This window comes from Spirosoma sp. SC4-14, assembly GCF_037201965.1.
GTDB lineage: Bacteria > Bacteroidota > Bacteroidia > Cytophagales > Spirosomataceae > Spirosoma.
In genome coordinates, this window is the sequence record NZ_CP147518.1 from 478843 (window position 1) to 497177 (window position 18335).

An 18335-nucleotide genomic window follows, 5' to 3' on the forward strand; every position below is an offset into this window, starting at 1 on the left:
TCTGTCAATTAATGGTTTTGCTGATTCTGTAGCACAATCAGCGGCAGATGGCTGTTCCAGTTTGGCCTAAAGCCTGCTTCGTTCAGGAAGCCACGCGCATAGTTTCCCAGCACAATATCTACATCGCCATCGTGGTCCCAATCGCGGGCATCCATGCACAACCAGCGACCATAGGTGTGGACGGGAACGGCGTGCGGAAGAAATTGTAACGGCTTCTGCTGTTCGAAATAAATGAACGTTTCGGCCGGATTATTTTTTAAATCGGCAAAAAAAGCAATCGTAGCAATGTCCAGATCGCCGTCTTGGTCGAAATCGGTGGCAATGGCTTTTGTGCAGCCATTGATGGGGTAGAAATAGCGTTGTATGTAACGATTGTTTCCCTGATTCAGGAAAATATAAACGCCGTGAAACGGTTTCAATATCCGCGAATAGTCGCTGTTGTCGCCACATGTATACAGAATATCGAGTCGGCCATCTTTATTAAAATCGACTAGCTGAAAGCTGGTTGAGCCATATACCGGCGGAAATTTGATCAGGTTACGATCCGTAAAACCACCCTGTCGATTGTTTGTAAAGAGCCAGACCCCCTCGTCGGCGTGGGCAAACAACGCCATAAAATCGAGCCAGCCATCCTGATTGAAATCGCCCGGAATAACCTGCGTAGCACCCGGTATTTCTTTGATCAGTATTGTTTCAAACTGGTGGTCGGGTTGTTGCTTTAGCCAGTATAACCCCCCTTTGTTGTGGCCGAAACCGCACACAAGCCAGTCGGTTAGCCCATCGTGGTTAAAATCGCCCGGTACTGACTGAATGGGTCGTGGAAGTTGGTTAGCTAGTGGAACAGGCGCATTTTTAGGTTGGTTTATGTCCAGTCTTACAACCTGACCGCTTGGCTGATCAACGGCCAGCATAGTGCCGATGCAGGTAATGATGGCTTTATCGGAACCAACCGTTCCATTTGCGAACATCATCTGAACACCGGGCGAAGGCAAGGTTTGCAGGTGGGTAGGTTTCAGAGTCGAACTCCATTGATACAGCCCCGCATCTGTTTCATTGCTGGAATACACGGTGCCTCTGGCCGAATCGAAGGCAACCAGGGTTGTAGTAGCAATGTCGGTTTTATCTTCGGTGGGTTTTAGTAACTTAAAAATCGACCAGTCGGCTGCTAACGGAGCCGGAGGAGCTGCCCTCTTCGGTTTTTCAGGAGCCAGCTTTTCGTAATACTGAACCAACTTGTTCCAGTCGGCTAATGAGATGCTGGCATTCGGTGGTCGGTAATAATGAGTCTTTTGCCATACTTCCAGACCGAGTTTAGGTGCCATAGCTGGCAGAACCCGCTTCGCCCAGGTTTCTTTATCGAGCGCTTCGGGCAACACGGGCAAATGGCAGGTGCCGCAATATTGCTGAGCCAGTTGCTCGCCTTCCGAAGCAGCCGGTAGTTGACTTGTCTCTGACGAGTTACCTCCCAACTGACAGCTAGTGAACAGGATGCTCAGTAGGGCAAGAAGTCCGCCGAATCGAATGAAAAACAAAAGCTTTTGCAAGAGAAATGAAAGGGCGAAAAAGTGAAAGGGCGAAAAAGTGGTCTCAAATACCCTTTTTCGCCCTTTCACTTTTTAATTATATCCTGGATTTTGTGTTAGCGATGACTTGCCATTCGACGTACTCAGGTCAATCTGTCGTTGTGGAATTGGGAAGTAATCGTTCTTGCCAGCCGTGAAATGGCCACCCCGAATATCGGTTGTGATCGTACTTTCGTAGCTAAAGAAATTGTTCAGGGTTGTTTCGGCAGTGCCCCAGCGAACAAGGTCGAAGAAACGATGACCTTCCATGGCTAGTTCCAGCTTCCGCTCGAAATAGATCGCCTTCAATGCACCATCTTTACCCAGGCTGGCAAATTTGCCGGCCGGATAAGGTGAAATGGTATAATTAGCGGCCGTAGTGGTTGTGTAGCCCGCCAGCGGGTCGGCATCGTTCTGGTACTTATAAACAAAATTTACCGGATTAGCTGCACGTGTGCGTACCATATTTACATAGGTCTGTGCCTGTTCCAGATTACCCAGTTGTGCTTCAGCTTCGGCTGCCATAAGCAGCACATCCGCAAAACGAATCAGATTCAGGTTAATGGCCGTACCGGGTGCCCATGAGTGGTTATCGGCGTACTGATCCTGGGTTGCCTGCATATAAATGTTCTTCTTGGGCGAATAGGGGCCAGCATAGGTTTGGCCTGGGCTCCGAATCCAGTCGGCACCGGGGTGGTTGCCCCAGTCCAGATAGGGAATACCCCGGCGGCCAATTGTCCAGTCGATACGTGGATCGAGGTTGCCTGCATCGGGTGTAAATGGCTGCGTCGACGAAACACCCTGGTCGTTTTTAACGGGGTGGCTATTGTAGTCATCCAGATAAGGCAGACCAGTAGCATCGGTACGGTAGGAGTTGGCCAGATCCTGCGAAGGCTGGAAGAAACCGCAGCACCGGAAGGGGCTGTTGCCATAAGGGAAATTCAGCATATCGCCCTGGTTGGCATTGGCAATTGTTCCCGTACCGTCGTTAGCTACCATCTGGATCACAAATACCGATTCGGAATTGTTTTCGGTAGCCGCGTCGAAATTGTCATGAAATTTGCTCACCAGCGCATATTTCAACCCGTTGCTGGTAACTCCCTGGCTAATGATCTGGTCGAACAGGGCTTTTGCTTCCGTGTATTTGTGCTCATACAGATAGGTTTTGGCCAGATAAGAAGCCGCAGCCCATTTGTTGGCCCGCCCTACGTCTGACTGACTTGTTGGCAGATTATCCATTGCGTATTGGAAATCGGCTTCAATTTTAGGCCAGATATCGTCGGCATTCGGTTGCGCGTTGGCAACCGAGGTTTCGATGGTTTCGTCGATCCAGGGCACTTTGTTCCACATTTTCTTCAACTCAAAGTAGTAATGAGCGCGTAGGAAACGGGCCTGAGCTGCGAAATTAGCACGTTCGGCATCGGTAACATCGGTTGCCTGTGCCAATACCCGTAGTGTAGAGTTTGTACGGTTTACGCCTTCATAAACAGTGCGCCATTTTCCGTTAAAGAAACCATTGCTGGCATCGGCCGTAAATTTGGCAATAGCATCGATGGCGGGTTGGTCACTACCATCGCTGCCTTTGTGGGCTTCTCCGCCAGCTATACTGCCGTAGGTCCAGTTGCTGGGCGAAGCTTGCCAGGCATCCGAACCACTGAGGTTTAGAGCCGAACCATTATTGTACTGTCCATCCAAAGCGGCATAGGCTCCAGTCAATAAGGCATCAATGCCACTTTTGTTGGCCAGCACCTGATCGCTCAATGCGCCCTGAGCTGGAATTTCAAGACTACTCTGACAAGCATCAAACGTCAATCCGACGGCCGTAACTGCCAGAATCGCTATATATTGTGGTATTTTCATGGTATATCGGGTTAATAAAAATTAGAACGTCACATTCAAACCGAACAGGAACTGGCGCTGGTTTGGATAAACCCCTTCGTCGATACCAAATGAGGTAGTATTCGAGAACGACTGGTTTAAACTGCCACCCGAGCTGTTGTTGGTATTGGCTGTTGTGCCAATTTCAGGATCAAGGCCAGAGTATTTAGTGATTGTGAACAGGTTAGCTGACTGAACGTATACGCGTAGCCGCTCGATACCTAGCTTCTTCAGCGTATTGGCTGGCAGCGTATAGCCCAGTTGCGCATTTTTTGCCCGCAGGTATGATCCGTTCTCTACGAAATACGAGTTCGGTACGTTGGCCGAGCTAAACGATCCAACTGTTTCCTGAATTGGCGCTTTGGCGTTGTGATTGTCGGGAGTCCATGAGTCATACAAAGCTGTCTTGCTCTTGGCACCCTGGAAGTTGGCGTTAAAATCGGTCCACCACCGCACGTTGTTCCAGATGTCGTTACCCTGCGTGCCGTAGAAGAAAATTGAGAAATCGAACTGTTTGTAGTTCGCCCCCAGGTTCAGACCGTAGCTGAATTTTGGGTTCGGATTACCCAGGAAAGTGCGGTCGGCTTCGGTAATCTGACCATCGCCATTGAGGTCGGCATAGCGGAAACGACCAACGGCCACATCACTTTGGTAAACAGCACCGGCATTGCCCGTCGACTGCTGAGCCTGTGCATTGGCGGTATTAATTTCTTCCTGCGAATTCCAGAAACCAGCCACTTTGTAGCCATAGAACTGACCAATGGAGTGGCCCACCGCATTACGAACAATGTAGCTACCGTTGAACCGGCGACCTTCCTGATCGAAGTAATCGATACCGTCGGCCAGCGAAACAATTTTGTTGTTATAGGTCGTAAAGGTCAGCGTGGCGTTCAGTTTCAGGTCGCTCGAAATATTAAAGCTACTGGAAGCCGCCAGATCAAGCCCCTGGTTGCGCATATGCGCTACGTTTACTGCCGGAGCCGTTCCTAAACCGGCTGTTCCGGCTAGTTCGAGTGTATAGAGCAAGTCGCGAACTTCTTTGCGGTAGTAATCGACGGTGAGGTCGAGTTTGCCTTTCCAAAGGCTGGCATCAAAGCCAATATTGGCATTGATGTTCTTTTCCCATTTGGCGTCGGGGTTACCGATGCGGGTCCGTTGGAAACCTAGGGTATTGGATGAATTTGAGCCTGTGATGGCGTAATACGACGAAGTGCGGTCGCCACCATAGGTGGTATAAGCGTTGGCCGGATCTACGTTCAACTGGTTACCCATAATGCCATACCCCCCGCGAATTTTCAGATCATTTAGCCAGGTTAGCCCACTCATGAAGTTTTCCTGCGAAATCCGCCAACCTGCGCTCACCGCCGGAAACCAACCATACTGATAGTTAAGGAAGCGAGATGAACCGTCGCGACGAATGGTTGCGCCTAAGAGGTATTTATCCTTTAAGCTATAATCGACCCGTCCGATTAATGAGAACAGGGCGTCGGCATATCGGTTGCTGTAGTTGGTGGGTGTTGCGGAGCCTGTCGACAGGTTGGTATAGTTCGGATCGAAGGAAAAATAACCCTGTGTCGTACCGCCTACGTTGCGGCCATTGTTCTGATAGGCTTCCGTACCTACCAACACCTTCAGATCGTGCGTGTTGTTGAAGTTGTGCTGATACTGAACGGTGTTGGTCCAGGTCCAGTTATAGCCACTATACGTATTTTCGGTATAGGAGTTGGTTGTTGTATTTTCCTGATTCTCGTAGGTTGGGTAGGTGAACGAATGGAAATTGCCCATAAACAATTCACCCCCAAAGCTGGTCCGGGCCGTAAAGTCTTTCAGGAAGTCGACCTCTGCATACATATTACCGAACAGCCGATTGCTTAGGCCACGGTTATTGGCAGTGCGTTGCTGAACGGCCACGGGGTTGTTTGAGTTGCCAAGGCCCTGGCCATAGCCACCAGCGTAGTTGCCCATGATGTCGTAGACCGGAATGATAGGCTGCTCGCGAAAGGCATAGCCAATAGCGCTACCTTCCTGTAGGGCATTAATACGTGGGTTATCCGTTACCGAGAATGCCAGGTTTTCGCCAACGCGAATGTTTTCACGAATGTTGTACTGGCTGTTCGAACGGATGGTATAGCGTTTCAGATACGTGTTGATCAGCGTACCCTGTTGATTGAAGTAATTGAACGAGAAAAGGTAATTTCCCTGCGGACCACCACCACTAACCGACAGGTTGTGGCTGGTAATAGGTGCTGGTTTGAAAATTTCGTGGAACCAGTCGGTGCCCGCTTTATTTGCACGGGTGATCCGATAGAACGAGTTATACTGGTCGGCGCTGGTGTAGTTTGGATTTACATTATAAAGCGACGGATCTACTGATGGGTCGCCTTCTTTAGCACCTTGCGGAGCAATATAATCGGGCAGAACAGGCGTGGTGCCGCTTCCATAGAGCGGATCGTTGATGGCTACACCCGGATTTGAATTTCGAAGGGCGTTGAACTTCAACTGAGCCGTTTCCTGCGGGTTGAGCAGATCCCAGGGGTTGCCGCCTTTCGGGAATTGGACGCCATAATAGGCATCGTACTGCACTTTAACTTTACCCGTTCCGCGCTTGGTTGTAATGATGATAACACCATTGGCAGCACGAGAACCGTAAATGGAGGCCGAACCGGCATCTTTCAGTACCTGCATCGACGCCACGTCGTTCGGGTTAATGTCGTTGATATTCTGCGTGGGTACACCATCGACAACGTACAGTGGCTGGTTGTTGCCAAACGTGTTCAGCCCCCGGATACGAACCTGCGGTGCTTCGCCTGGTTGTCCTGAACCCAACACCGTAACCCCCGAAGCCCGTCCCTGCAACTGGTTCGTGATTTGAGCCGTAGGTTGCTGTTGCATCTCTGCTACATTAACAACAGCCACGGCACCGGTCAGGTCTTTTTTGCGCTGCGTTCCGTAACCAACGACAACTACCTCGCTGAGTGATTTAACATCGGGAGCCAGTTGAATGTCGGGTAGCGTTGTGCGGTTATTGATGGCTACTTCCTGGGTTGTATAGCTGATGGACGATACAACCAGCGTACCATTACCATCGGGTACATTCAACGAAAACTTTCCGTCGATATCAGTAGCTGTACCGATGTTGTTTGAGCCTTTCAGTAATACAGTAGCGCCTGGCAATCCGTCACCTTTTTCATCGAGAACCCGGCCGGTGACCGTAATGGGCGGAACGGGTTTTTCGGCGTTTGGGCGCGCATCAGGCAGGTTTTGTAGTGTAACGCGTTTCAGAATAATGGTTTTCCCGCCTACTTCGTAGCTGATCGATGCCGGTTCCAGGAGCTGGTCAAGTATGGTCGAGAGCTTTTCGTTCGTAAAATTTACGGCCCCGATTCGTTGCTGGCTGAAAATTCGGGGATTGTACATAAACTTTACATCGGCCTCTTTGCCGATGCGATTGATTGCCTGTTCAATGGTCAGATTCGACAGTTGAAGACTCAATCGACGATTAAGTAATTCCTGACCGTATGTGTTATGCGCCTGTGCTATCGTAGCAAATGCCGTTACTACGAAAAACAGGTAGAAACTGATTCGCATAATTTTGAGCAGCCTTTGCTGCATTTGTATTCGAATTGTCATACTTTTGGATTGGTTGTCGGTTTAAATCGGCAATAAAATTCCCTTACCCTGCCAGGCAGGTGCTTTTTTCGAAGAGAGCTATGAGGGGAATGACTCCAGAGTCAGTGATGTTGCAGCATTGCTGACTCTTTTTTTGTGTGTACCATTAGGTGTTTTTAGGGCATAGGCTAGTCGATTGGGTTAAGTATTTTTATTGGCATCCATTGCTGGTAATCAAAATTTTGCCATCCATTTGCTCATATTGAGCATCCAGTGTCCGGCAAATCATATTTAGTTTTTCAAACAGCGGTTCGTCGTCCAGCGAAGCGGTCAGGTAGCAGTTTTTCATCACATCGGCGTCAAACACAATTTCAACTCCGTACGCTTTTTCCAGCGAGGCAAACACCTGCGTAATAGAGGTTCCGTTAAATTCAAACATCGACCGCTGGATGGGCATATCCAATAACGTGGGCGACTCTACGAGCGAACGAAACAACCGACCTTCGTCGCCATTGAAATGTACCCGTTGGTTGGGTTTTAATACCAGACCCAACAGCTGGGGCGATTCCTGCTTTTCGACCCGCTCCTTGTCTGTACGGGTAAAGACTGATACCCTGCCGGTTTTTACGGTTACATCAACTGCCTTATGTTCGTAGGCACGAACCGTAAAGCTCGTTCCCAGCACTTTCGTGATCAGATTGTCGGCGTAAACAAAAAACGGTTTATGCGGATTTTTGGCTACTTCAAAAAAGGCTTCACCAACCAGATAGACTTCGCGCTTGCTGTTTCTGGTAAAGTCTTTCGGGTAACTGATCCGGCTGTTGGGTTGCAGAAGCACCGAACTGCCATCGGCCAGCAGAACCAGATGGGTTTTGCTGCCTGTATTCACTACTTCCTTCATTGGAAGTGGAGCGTCTGCAACCAGTTTCTGATAAACAGCCGTTGGTTTATCCTCATTTGGCATCCAGAAAAGCCATGCCGAAACAAACAGCAATACTGAAGCAGCCGCAACCCACGCCATTCGCTGATACGACCCAAAAGGTACCGAACGGGGCAACGCCGGTTCTGTATCGCGCATAATCTGGCGGATGTGTTGCTGCATCAACTCAGGCGCTGGTGCAAACGTATCATCCTGAATGGCTAGTAATGTTTCTCTGGCCTGAATCATAAGAAAGGCTTTGTCTGGAAACATTATCGGAAACTGCTCCCACCACTCGGTTACCGACGCTGATGCTTTTTCAAACACCCACGCTCGGAATGATTCGTCTTCCAGGAAATCATATAGCTCAAAATGATCAAATGATTTCATAGAAAAGGTCTATTTTTTTGCTACTATACTGATATAATTAGCTAGCCAGCGTTTGATACCCTGTATTTCGTATTTTTTTTAGGCAGTGTTTGAAAAACTACCAATGCTCCCGCAGGAAGTTGAGAGCTTTATGAAGATGATTGGATACCGACTGACGATTGATGTTCATCACCAGAGCAATGTTTTCAATGTCGAGTTCTTCGAAATAGCGCAGGTGAAGCGCTTCCTGCTGGCGCTGGGGCAACAGATCAATCAGGGTCTTAATTTTTCGGGCCGAGAGCTGCTCGGTTTCAATGTAAAGAAAAAAATCTTCGAAATTTTGTTCAGGAGCAATCTCAATGGCTTCATTTTCGTCGACCCAACCCCGGCGTTGTGTTCGCTGAAGCTCCAGCAGAATTTTATGCCGAAACGATTTGAGAAGGTACTTTTTGATACTATCTGTTGCACTAACATGCTGCCGTCGTTCCCAGAGATAGACAAACATATCGTGCAGGCAATCCTGAATCAGGCCCGTATCTTTACTGTAGCGGGTTCCGAAGCGGAACAATGATGCATAGTGTAAGGAGATGATTTGCTCGAATGCTACTCGGTCACCATTTTTGAATCGCTCCCAGAGCAATTCATCAGAAGAAAAATTAGTAGCGAATAATTCATTCATGGTGCGTTGAGCAAATAAACCCCAAAACAAAGCTTTTTTTGGATTTAGTTAGTCAATAAACGCTCAGAAAGACGAAATATTAACATTTTCTTGCGTGTTTTGATGAAAGAAGAATCGGTTAGGTTAAGAATAGTGTAGGGTAGTTTACAAATAAACGGTGTTTGAGTTCGGCTACTACACTCGCTGAAATAGCTTGAAACGACACCCATTCGAACAGGAATTTTTTTACACGATAACGCCTATTTGAGCATGGACGAATTTATGCAGGAGGCTATCCGCCAGGCCCGTAAGAGTTTAGATGAAGGCGGTATTCCAATTGGATCGGTGCTAATTAAAGAGGGAAAGCTGGTTGCAGCCGGGCATAACAAGCGGGTGCAGGAAGATAACCCTATTTTGCATGGCGAGATGGATTGCCTGAACAATGCGGGTCGGGTGGGCTCTTTCAAAAACACCGTTATTTATTCGACACTAATGCCGTGTTATATGTGCGCGGGCACCATCGTGCAGTTTAAGATCCCCAAAGTAATAGTGGGCGAGTCGCGCACGTTTTCGGGAGCACGCGAATTTATGGAACAGCATGGGGTAGAAGTGATTGACCTTGATTTGCCCGAGTGTGTCGACATGATGGAGCAATTTATCGCCGAAAAACCAACACTCTGGAACGAAGACATTGGCGAGCTATAAGTCTGACTATTAGTCGGTACTATATTTTATTGTGTATACTTTCGCTTTCCTGAATAAGATAGTTACTTTGTCGTCACTAAAGACATCGTAACTTACTTATTCAATGAAACGTATACAATTGGGTGTGCTTCTGGTAGCACTGGGAGTTTTTCTGTCTTCCTATGGGGTGGCGCAGCGCTCTGAATACTGGCGGGAGCGCCCTGGCTCCTGGATGTTGAATGCTGGTTTAGGAACAACCCGTTACCTGGGCGATATGAACGAGCGGGGCGATCTGGCTCATCTGCGATTGGGCGTATCGGCAGCGCTTGCGGTTGCTTATCGTTATTCGAACCGGTTAACTTTTCGGGGCGAAGCCCAGCTATACTACATTCATGGAACCCAGCAGGATACCTATCTGGCCTATAATAACCTGTCGTTCCATAGTATAAATCCTGAGGTTTGGGCAGGCATCCAGTTTGATCTTTGGCACCCCGACGACCCTAATCATATTGTTGTTCCTTATTTAATTGCCGGAGCTGGCTTTACCTATATTACCCCAAAAGCAACCTATCAGGGGCAATCATACAGCCTGGCCCCTTTGCATACGGAGGGTGTTAGTTACAATCGGTTGCCCGTCATTCTGCGCTATGGATTAGGCGTGCCCTTGTTTGCAAATGAGCGATTTAAGTGGAATCTTGAAGGTATATATACACATGTGATGAGTGACTATGTCGATGATGTAAGTACGGTGTATCCAGATCGAACCAACATGAGCCCATTGGCGGCAGCACTATCAGACCGGCGGCTGGAGCTAGGTCAAACGCCCAATCAGGCTGGTGCCAAACGTGGGAACAATACCCGAAACGATGGCTATTTTATACTGTCGGGGCGGTTGATCTGGATTATCAGTACAACAAAACAGCAGCACTATCGGCTTATGTTCGGCGGAGTAAGGCCAAAGAAGATCGTATACGGAGATTAGAAAACAGCTTGACTAAATCGACCTCATTAGCAGATAACATTTTGTGGGTGTGCGTCTATTTGCCTTATTTTGGGCAAAACTCAGCGAAAGCTGCCCTGATCAAATGAGTCCTGCTGTTTTTATTGATGCCCTTAAAAACGAACTTCAACGTACTAAATACGGTCAATACCCTCCCGAACTTTACGATCCAATCCAGTATATTATGAATCTGGGTGGTAAGCGGCTGCGTCCAGTATTGACGCTCATGGCCGCTTATCTTTTTACCGACAACTGGGAAAAAGCCATTCGACCGGCGCTGGCAGTAGAGGTTTTCCACAACTTTACACTCATGCACGACGACATTATGGACCAGGCTCCCCTGCGCCGGGGCCAGCCAACGGTGCATGAGAAATGGAATCATAATATTGCCATTCTGTCGGGCGATGTGATGCTGGTTAAAGCCCATGAGTTCTTGCTCGAAGTTGAGGTCCATAAGCTAAAAGCTGCAATGTCGCGTTTTACCCGAACAGCGGCCGAAGTGTGCGAAGGGCAACAGATGGACATGAATTTTGAAACGCGCTGGGACGTAACCGAACTTGAATACATCGACATGATCCGGCTGAAAACATCGGTTCTGCTCGGTTATGCGCTTGAGTTGGGTGGACTGATTGGGGGCGCCGATGAACAAACAACGGCTCATTTGTATGAAGCCGGCGTAAATATTGGCATTGGCTTTCAACTAAAAGATGATTTGCTCGATGTTTATGGCGATCCGGCTAAGTTTGGCAAACAGGTAGGTGGCGATATTATTGCCAATAAAAAAACGTTTCTACTTATCGAAGCGCTCGAACAGGCAACGGGCTCCACAAAAGCTGAACTTACCGATTGGTTAACGCAAGTCGACTTCGATAAAGCAGAAAAAGTACGCGCTGTTACAACGATTTACAATCAATTAGGGGTCCGCGAGCTTACAGAAGCTCGGATTAACGATTACTTTGCAAAGGGATTCGCTAATTTCGAACAAATCAATGCCGACCCAGCTCGCAAAGAAGTCTTACTCCAATTTACCCGACAGCTTGTTGAGCGGGAAAGCTAATCGGTTTATAGTTTATGGCTTACGGTTTATAGTTGCTCCGCCTATTCGAATAGATCCTTCTAATACAGCGCAATCCTAAACCCTAAACGATAAACTACAGACTATAAACTACTATTATGAGCGTAACCCTTATTATCATTCTGGCTACGGTTGGTATCAGTATCTGGGCCTGGAACGACTATAGCGTCATGAATCGCTGGATTATGAATCCGTCTCAGGTGGCCCGACGCGGGCAGTACTACCGTTTCGTAACATCGGGTTTTCTACACGCCGACTGGGGGCACCTGATCTTTAATATGATTAGCCTGTATGCTTTTGGTGGCCTCATGGAACAGGTATTCAGCAGCCTTTTTGGCCGAAACGGTGCTCTGTTTTACATCGGGTTTTACCTACTGGCAATTATTATTTCCGACATCCCTACCTTTCTGAAATATCGGAAAGATTCGAGCTACAACTCCTTAGGGGCATCGGGTGGCGTGTCGGCAATAATTTTTGCGGCTATTCTAATAAGTCCGCTAACAAAGATCTATCTGTTTTTTATTCCCATTGGTATTCCAGGGTTCATCTTCGGGCCGCTCTATTTGTTGTATTCGGCTTATGAGTCGCGCCGGGGTGTTGGCAATGTAAATCATGATGCACACATCTACGGGGCTTTGTTTGGCGTATTGTTTATTATTCTGGTATATCCGCCCGTTTTGCCTCAGTTTATCGATCAGATCGCCGGTTGGCGGTTGTTTTGATTGGTTTATGGTTTATTGTGTATACGGTTTATGGTTGCTCTGCCTCAATGGAATGTGTGCTAACTAGCGGAGCAACCGTAACCTATAGGCCGTAAACCGACTAACCTTTCCGCTCGGTCATGTTCAAGTTACTTAAGCAGCCTTTTCCTGTTGAGGATTCACTGGGTCGGCATACTCGGCGAGCCGCTATAATTGGTGTATTTGTTAGCCTCTTTCTACTTGTTTTTCAGCCGTTCGGGATAAGCGATTGGCAAACAGGCAATAAGTTAATTAAGCTTCTCGGGTTTGGCTGGGTTACTTTTATTATAACAGCGTTCAATTTCATTATATGGCCTTACTGCTTTCCTAAGCAGTTTTCCGACGCTAACTGGACGGTTGGGCGCGAAATTCTGCTGGTTATGATCAATGTGCTGCTCATTGCCATTGCCAACCGGTTATATCTGGAGTGGCTGACCGGCGAAGAGAGGAGCATTGTAGGCTGGGGTAATATGATTCTGATTACGTTTCTGATCGCTGTATTCCCCGTGACCGGAGCCATTGTGTATAGTTATATTAGCCAGCTAAAAAAATATAGCCGATTAGCGGCCGAATTGCCCATCCATACGACTGATGCAAAGACGAAAAGCCTGCCCATTGCCGAAACTCCGCATCTACAGGCTAATGGCAATGAGGCTTCAATAACCCTCATTGCCGAAAACGAGAAGGATACCATTCAATTATTAGCCTCTGATCTGCTCTATATCGAATCGAGCGACAATTACTCCACAATCGTTTATCTAAAAAAAGAAGCGAATGGGCAAACGTACCCCACGAAGCCATTGATTCGTAGTAGTCTGAGTCGGCTGGAAGGGCAAATTAATCAACCTCACATTGTGCGCTGCCATCGCTCATACATCGTTAATCTTGATCATGTGGAGCGTATAACCGGTAATGCGCAGGGCTATAAGCTCCATTTGCTGGGGGGGCAATTTCAGGTACCGGTAGCCAGAAAATATAATGATACGCTGGTGGCAGAACTGAAAGCGTTGTAGAACGTCCCACCGGTTATCCCAGAATCTGTTTACGTTTGTCAAACGTCCCAAAAACTGCTCCTGATCCCTTTCATTCGTTGATAACAAGTTCGTTGCTGTAGGTTTGCTGTTGTCAAACACAAGGTCCTATCGCTATGAAAACGCTCATTATTTCGCTGCTTGTTATTCACATCATCACAGGATTTACGGCATTACTGACCGGATTGATACCTATGTTTTCTAAAAAGGGAAGTCGGCTTCATAACCGGGCAGGTCTTGTTTATGTCTACTGTATGATTACCGTAGCCATCACGGCCCTATTGTTGTGCGTACTTCAACCATTTAAAATGATGCGGCTTTTTCTGACGGGCATTGCCATTTTTAGCTTTTACTTAAGCATGACAGGCTGGCGGGCAACCAAACAAAAGAATGGCCAGGTTGCTGCTTTCGATAAAGGACTCACTTACCTTACTGCGGCTGTAAGTATAGCAATGGTTGGTTTCGGTATGTATCTGCTACTTTTGAATGGCCTATCATTTTTTCCAATTCTGTTTTCCTTTTTCGGCCTGCTGACGTTTGTCTTTGCCGGACGTGATATGATATGCCGAAATGAGCCAACCGAAAAAATGCATTGGTTCTTTCAGCACTTCACACGCATGGGTGGATCGTATATTGCCACGTTTACGGCTGCTCTGGTAACTAATATTGGCCGTGTTCTGCCTGCCGATGCACCTGCCTGGTCGGCTACTGCCAGTTGGATTGCGCCGGCACTGATTGGAGGTATGCTGATTAGCCGGACGGTGCGATACTACAAAAAGAAGTTTGCCGAAAAAGAAACAAAAGCAACTACAATGGCAACATCTGTTGCCGCTTAATTTTACGTAAAACATACGCTCCCACCAAGTCTGATATACTTCGCGGGAGCGTATGCGCATCTCCGGGCAGTGCAAAAAACTATAACCAGAATAGCTGATAGGCTACTCGTTAAGTCAACCCTTACTGACTGAGAAGCTTTTTTACAACAGGAAGTGCAGTGTTGGCCCACTGGCGCATTTGTTTGCCTGAATAATGCAGACCATCGGATGCAAATTGCGAGTCGTTGCCAGCGGCCCGACGAGTAAGCGGAGTAATATCAACAAAGACAATCCCTGCTGCCTGACATTCCTGATGGGCAATGGCGTTAAATGCATCAATATCGTTAGCAATCTGATTTCGATTTCGGCCTTCAGCGTAGGGAGATGCACCCCAGTCGGGAATCGACAGCACGAAAACATGCTGCGGCTTACTACCGGCAAACTGAATCGCTGTTTGCAAAAGCACCCAAAATTCGGTTTGGTAACGATCCCGGCTCTGACCCCGATACTGGTTGTTGACGCCGATCAATAAGGAAACTAAATCGTAGGTTTTCTGATTATTGCTGGCTTGTATAGCATCCTGAAGTTCAGCCGTTGTCCAGCCGGTGCGGGCAATAATATCAGGATTGGCTACATCAACTCCGTTTTCTCGCAGGAGTCCCGCCAACTGAACGCTCCATCGGTCTGCTACCGACACGCTCTCACCAATGGTATAGGAATCGCCAAGCGACAGAAATGTGAATTTCGATTTGGCTGGATCGGGGGTAGAATTCATTAGTGTCTGAACCGTAGCGACGGCCGCCGGGCTTTTGGGATTAACATATCTGACCAGGATTTATAGGATTTTAGGATTTACAGAGGTTTTTCAATCCAGTTTATGAACGTAAGCGTTTGTCGGAGCTGGCTGAGGAGCAAATTTTCCCTGTAAATCACTGAAATCACATAAATCCTGGTTCAGACTTACTCCTGTTCCAGTAAAAAGGCTTTAATGAACGGATCAATATCGCCATCCAGTACGGCGTCGGTATTGGATGTTTGATAGCCCGTTCGGTGGTCCTTTACCCGCCGATCGTCGAGTACATACGAACGGATCTGCGATCCCCACTCAATCTTTTGCTTACCGGCTTCAACTTCGGCGCGGGCAGCATTTCGTTTCTGCACTTCAATCTCATATAGCTTCGATTTCAGCAATCGCATGGCCACTTCCTTGTTCTGCAACTGGCTCCGTTCCTGCTGACACTCAATGATCAATCCAGAAGGGCGGTGCCGTAGTCGGACGGCTGTTTCCACCTTATTAACGTTCTGTCCGCCAGCGCCACCCGACCGGAATGTGTCCCAGTCGATATCGGCCGGATTAACGTCAATTTCAATCGTATCGTCAACCAGTGGGTAGGCAAATACGGATGCAAACGAAGTATGCCGCCGGGCATTGGAATCGAAGGGCGATACCCGAACTAGCCGATGAACCCCATTTTCAGATTTTAGAAAACCATAAGCGAGCGGGCCATCTACTTCAATTGTTGCTGATTTGATACCGGCCGTATCACCTTCCTGATAGTCGACCTGTTTCAGGCCGTAGCCGTGTTTTTCGGCCCACCGCATATACATACGGTAGAGCATATCGGCCCAGTCCTGACTTTCAGTACCTCCCGCACCGGCATTAATTTCCAGAACGGCACTGAGCTGATCTTCCTCATTGCCCAGCATTTTTTTGAGTTCGAGGTCTTCAAGAGTTGCCGTTACCTTCCGGCCTTCTTCGTCTACTTCTTCTTCGGATACATCGCCAGCCTCGTAGAACTCAAATAAGGTTTCGAGGTCGCCAAACTGCCCGTTGAGTTTATCATAGCCAGTGATCCAGCCTTTCAGAGCCCTAACCTGTTTCATCACGCCTTCGGCGCGGGCGGCATCACTCCAGAATTCGGGCTGAAACGTTTGCTGCTCCAGTTCGGCTAATTGTTCGCGTTTGGTATCGTAGTCAAAGATACCCCCTCAGAGCCTCTATTCTGGCTCTCAAGTCGTTCAACTGGTCGGTTGTCATGAACTTGTCGTATTGATTTAGTGAGTTAGATGTTGGATAGTAGATGGCAGACGTTGAACGCTGGACAATTGACAGTTCCGTACGTTTACTATCCAAACATCCAGTATCCAAATGTCTGGTTGTCCATTTTTTGCAAAGATAGAACAAAAGAAGGAGGGGATGGGGTTTCGTGAAGATGCGACCGGATGACTTATTCAGAAGGTCTGTTCTGTCAACAGGCAACTAAGTGGAGGTATAGGCCGATCAGGTATCTCCTGTGTCAACTTTTCCCCCTACCTTTGCGTTCTGAAAATAAAGGGGCAGACATGCTAAGCATCGCTCGTTGAATCACAACGGGCAATAACTAAACAGGTCTGGCGATTCCTGACATAACTCCAAAATACAGAAAATGGCTTCACAGTACGATGTAATCGTTTTGGGTAGCGGACCGGGCGGTTATGTAGCCGCCATCCGGGCGTCGCAGTTGGGTATGAAAACGGCCGTTATCGAGCGCGAAAGCCTTGGCGGTATCTGCCTCAACTGGGGATGTATTCCTACCAAAGCGCTGCTGAAATCAGCACAGGTTTTTGAATACATTAAGCACTCCTCCGACTATGGAATCTCGATTTCGGGAGAGTCGCAGGCCGATTTTGGGGCCGTTATCAAACGGAGCCGGGGCGTTGCCGAAAGCATGAGCAAGGGCGTCCAGTTCCTGATGAAAAAGAATAAAATCGACGTTATTTCCGGCGTTGGTAAAGTAAAGCCTGGCAAGAAAATCGACGTTACAGGTGCCGATGGCAACGTAACCGAATACGAAGCCAAGCATATTATTATTGCTACCGGTGGGCGGGCCCGTCAGCTGCCAGCCGTACCGTTCGATGGTGTAAAAGTAATTGAATACCGGAAAGCCATGACGCTCGAAAAGCGTCCGGATTCGATGCTCGTTATTGGGTCTGGTGCGATTGGTGTTGAGTTTGCCTACGTATATGCCAGTATGGGAACGAAGGTGACTATTGTTGAATTTATGCCGAATGTTGTGCCGGTCGAAGACGAGGATATTTCAAAAGAACTCGCCAAGCAGTACAAAAAAATGGGCATCGACATTTATACCAAGTCGGAAGTAACCAAAGTTGATACCAGCGGAAAAGGCTGTAAGGTATTCGTGAAAACGCCAGATGGTGAAAAAACATTTGAAGCCGATGTTGTACTGTCGGCAGCCGGTGTGGTAGCGAATATCGAAAACATTGGTCTTGAAGAAGTCGGTATTACCGTCGATCGGGGTAAAATCGTGACCGACGATTACTACCGCACGAACGTTGAGGGCTACTATGCCATTGGCGACGTTACGAAAGGGCAAGCCCTGGCGCACGTGGCTTCGGCCGAAGGGATTATCTGCGTTGAGAAAATTGCAGGACTCCCTCACGTGGAGCCACTGAATTACAACAATATTCCGGGTTGTACGTACTGCACGCCCGAAATTGCATCGGTAGGCTATACCGAAAAAGCGGCCCGCGAAGCTGGGTACGACCTCAAAGTGGGCAAGTTTCCCTTCACGGCATCGGGTAAAGCAAAAGCCGCCGGTACTCCAGAGGGCTTTGTAAAGGTTATTTTCGACGCAAAATACGGCGAATTCCTGGGTGCTCACTTCATTGGCAATAACGTAACCGAAATGATTGCCGAAGTGGTAGCCGCCCGTAAACTAGAAACCACCGGCGAAGAAATTCTGAAGGCAGTTCACCCGCACCCAACCATGTCGGAAGCCATTAAGGATGCTACTGAAGCCGCCTACGGCGAAGCGATTCACTTGTAGTAGGCGTGCGGGGGAGCGGGGAGCTTCGTGCGGGGATGCGGCTGGGTATGCGTAATAGCAATCCGCGCGCTCCCCGCGCGAAGCTCCCCGCAATCCCTGCCGCATCCCCGAAATTTCCCCCTGCCCACCATAAAAAAGCGTTGGGCAGGGGCTTTTTTTAGGGTAAAT

General features: G+C 48.2%; 14 protein-coding genes. 7 read left to right on the forward strand and 7 right to left on the reverse strand.

Going from position 1 to position 18335, the window contains the following annotated elements; genetic code table 11:
• Positions 1-8 precede the first annotated feature (8 nt).
• The 5 genes from WBJ53_RS02070 to WBJ53_RS02090 all read right to left on the reverse strand — a co-directional run bounded on the left by WBJ53_RS02070 (position 9) and on the right by WBJ53_RS02090 (position 9016).
• Positions 9-1544 (reverse strand): VCBS repeat-containing protein, encoded by a 1536-nt coding sequence (locus WBJ53_RS02070; protein ID WP_338874384.1) that lies wholly within the window; start codon positions 1542-1544, stop codon positions 9-11.
• A 72-nt stretch (positions 1545-1616) separates the two neighbouring features.
• Entirely contained in the window at positions 1617-3422 is a 1806-nt protein-coding gene (locus WBJ53_RS02075; RefSeq protein ID WP_338874385.1) for a RagB/SusD family nutrient uptake outer membrane protein, read from the reverse strand.
• Between the two features lie 21 nt (positions 3423-3443).
• Positions 3444-7070 (reverse strand): TonB-dependent receptor, encoded by a 3627-nt coding sequence (locus tag WBJ53_RS02080; protein ID WP_338874386.1) that lies wholly within the window; start codon positions 7068-7070, stop codon positions 3444-3446.
• A 190-nt stretch (positions 7071-7260) separates the two neighbouring features.
• Positions 7261-8358 carry a FecR domain-containing protein gene (locus WBJ53_RS02085; protein ID WP_338874387.1) on the reverse strand — a complete coding sequence of 366 codons (1098 nt, stop codon included), beginning with the start codon at positions 8356-8358 and terminating at the stop codon, positions 7261-7263.
• 97 nt (positions 8359-8455) lie between these two features.
• On the reverse strand, positions 8456-9016 hold the full coding sequence (locus WBJ53_RS02090; protein ID WP_338874388.1) for a sigma-70 family RNA polymerase sigma factor: 561 nt from the start codon (positions 9014-9016) through the stop codon (positions 8456-8458).
• Between the two features lie 249 nt (positions 9017-9265).
• Between WBJ53_RS02090 and WBJ53_RS02095 the strand changes: the two genes are divergently transcribed.
• The 6 genes from WBJ53_RS02095 to WBJ53_RS02120 all read left to right on the forward strand — a co-directional run bounded on the left by WBJ53_RS02095 (position 9266) and on the right by WBJ53_RS02120 (position 14361).
• Positions 9266-9700, forward strand: coding sequence for a nucleoside deaminase (locus WBJ53_RS02095; protein ID WP_338874389.1), 435 nt, complete (start codon positions 9266-9268; stop codon positions 9698-9700).
• A gap of 103 nt (positions 9701-9803) precedes the next feature.
• Positions 9804-10661 carry a hypothetical protein gene (locus tag WBJ53_RS02100; protein WP_338874390.1) on the forward strand — a complete coding sequence of 286 codons (858 nt, stop codon included), beginning with the start codon at positions 9804-9806 and terminating at the stop codon, positions 10659-10661.
• Between the two features lie 103 nt (positions 10662-10764).
• A complete protein-coding gene (locus tag WBJ53_RS02105) occupies positions 10765-11736 on the forward strand; it encodes a polyprenyl synthetase family protein (RefSeq protein ID WP_338874391.1) in 972 nt (323 codons plus the stop codon).
• Between the two features lie 116 nt (positions 11737-11852).
• The gene (locus WBJ53_RS02110; protein WP_338874392.1) at positions 11853-12476 is read left to right on the forward strand and encodes a rhomboid family intramembrane serine protease; all 624 of its coding nucleotides are present in this window, start codon (positions 11853-11855) and stop codon (positions 12474-12476) included.
• Between the two features lie 119 nt (positions 12477-12595).
• Positions 12596-13507, forward strand: a complete 912-nt coding sequence (locus WBJ53_RS02115) for a LytTR family DNA-binding domain-containing protein (RefSeq protein WP_338874393.1) — start codon at positions 12596-12598, stop codon at positions 13505-13507.
• A gap of 134 nt (positions 13508-13641) precedes the next feature.
• The gene (locus tag WBJ53_RS02120; protein WP_338874394.1) at positions 13642-14361 is read left to right on the forward strand and encodes a DUF2306 domain-containing protein; all 720 of its coding nucleotides are present in this window, start codon (positions 13642-13644) and stop codon (positions 14359-14361) included.
• A gap of 121 nt (positions 14362-14482) precedes the next feature.
• Here the strand turns inward: WBJ53_RS02120 and WBJ53_RS02125 are convergent, their stop codons facing one another.
• Both WBJ53_RS02125 and prfB read right to left on the reverse strand, forming a co-directional pair.
• The gene (locus WBJ53_RS02125; protein ID WP_338874395.1) at positions 14483-15115 is read right to left on the reverse strand and encodes an SGNH/GDSL hydrolase family protein; all 633 of its coding nucleotides are present in this window, start codon (positions 15113-15115) and stop codon (positions 14483-14485) included.
• 185 nt (positions 15116-15300) lie between these two features.
• Positions 15301-16378 (reverse strand): peptide chain release factor 2 gene (gene prfB, locus WBJ53_RS02130; protein ID WP_338874396.1). Its coding sequence is split into 2 segments (ribosomal slippage): positions 15301-16317 and positions 16319-16378, totalling 1077 coding nucleotides; the frame shifts between segments, so codons are not numbered across the junction.
• A gap of 388 nt (positions 16379-16766) precedes the next feature.
• On the opposite strand from prfB, the gene lpdA reads away from it, so the two are divergent.
• On the forward strand, positions 16767-18167 hold the full coding sequence (lpdA, locus tag WBJ53_RS02135) for a dihydrolipoyl dehydrogenase (RefSeq protein ID WP_338874397.1): 1401 nt from the start codon (positions 16767-16769) through the stop codon (positions 18165-18167).
• The last annotated feature ends 168 nt before the right edge of the window (positions 18168-18335 follow it).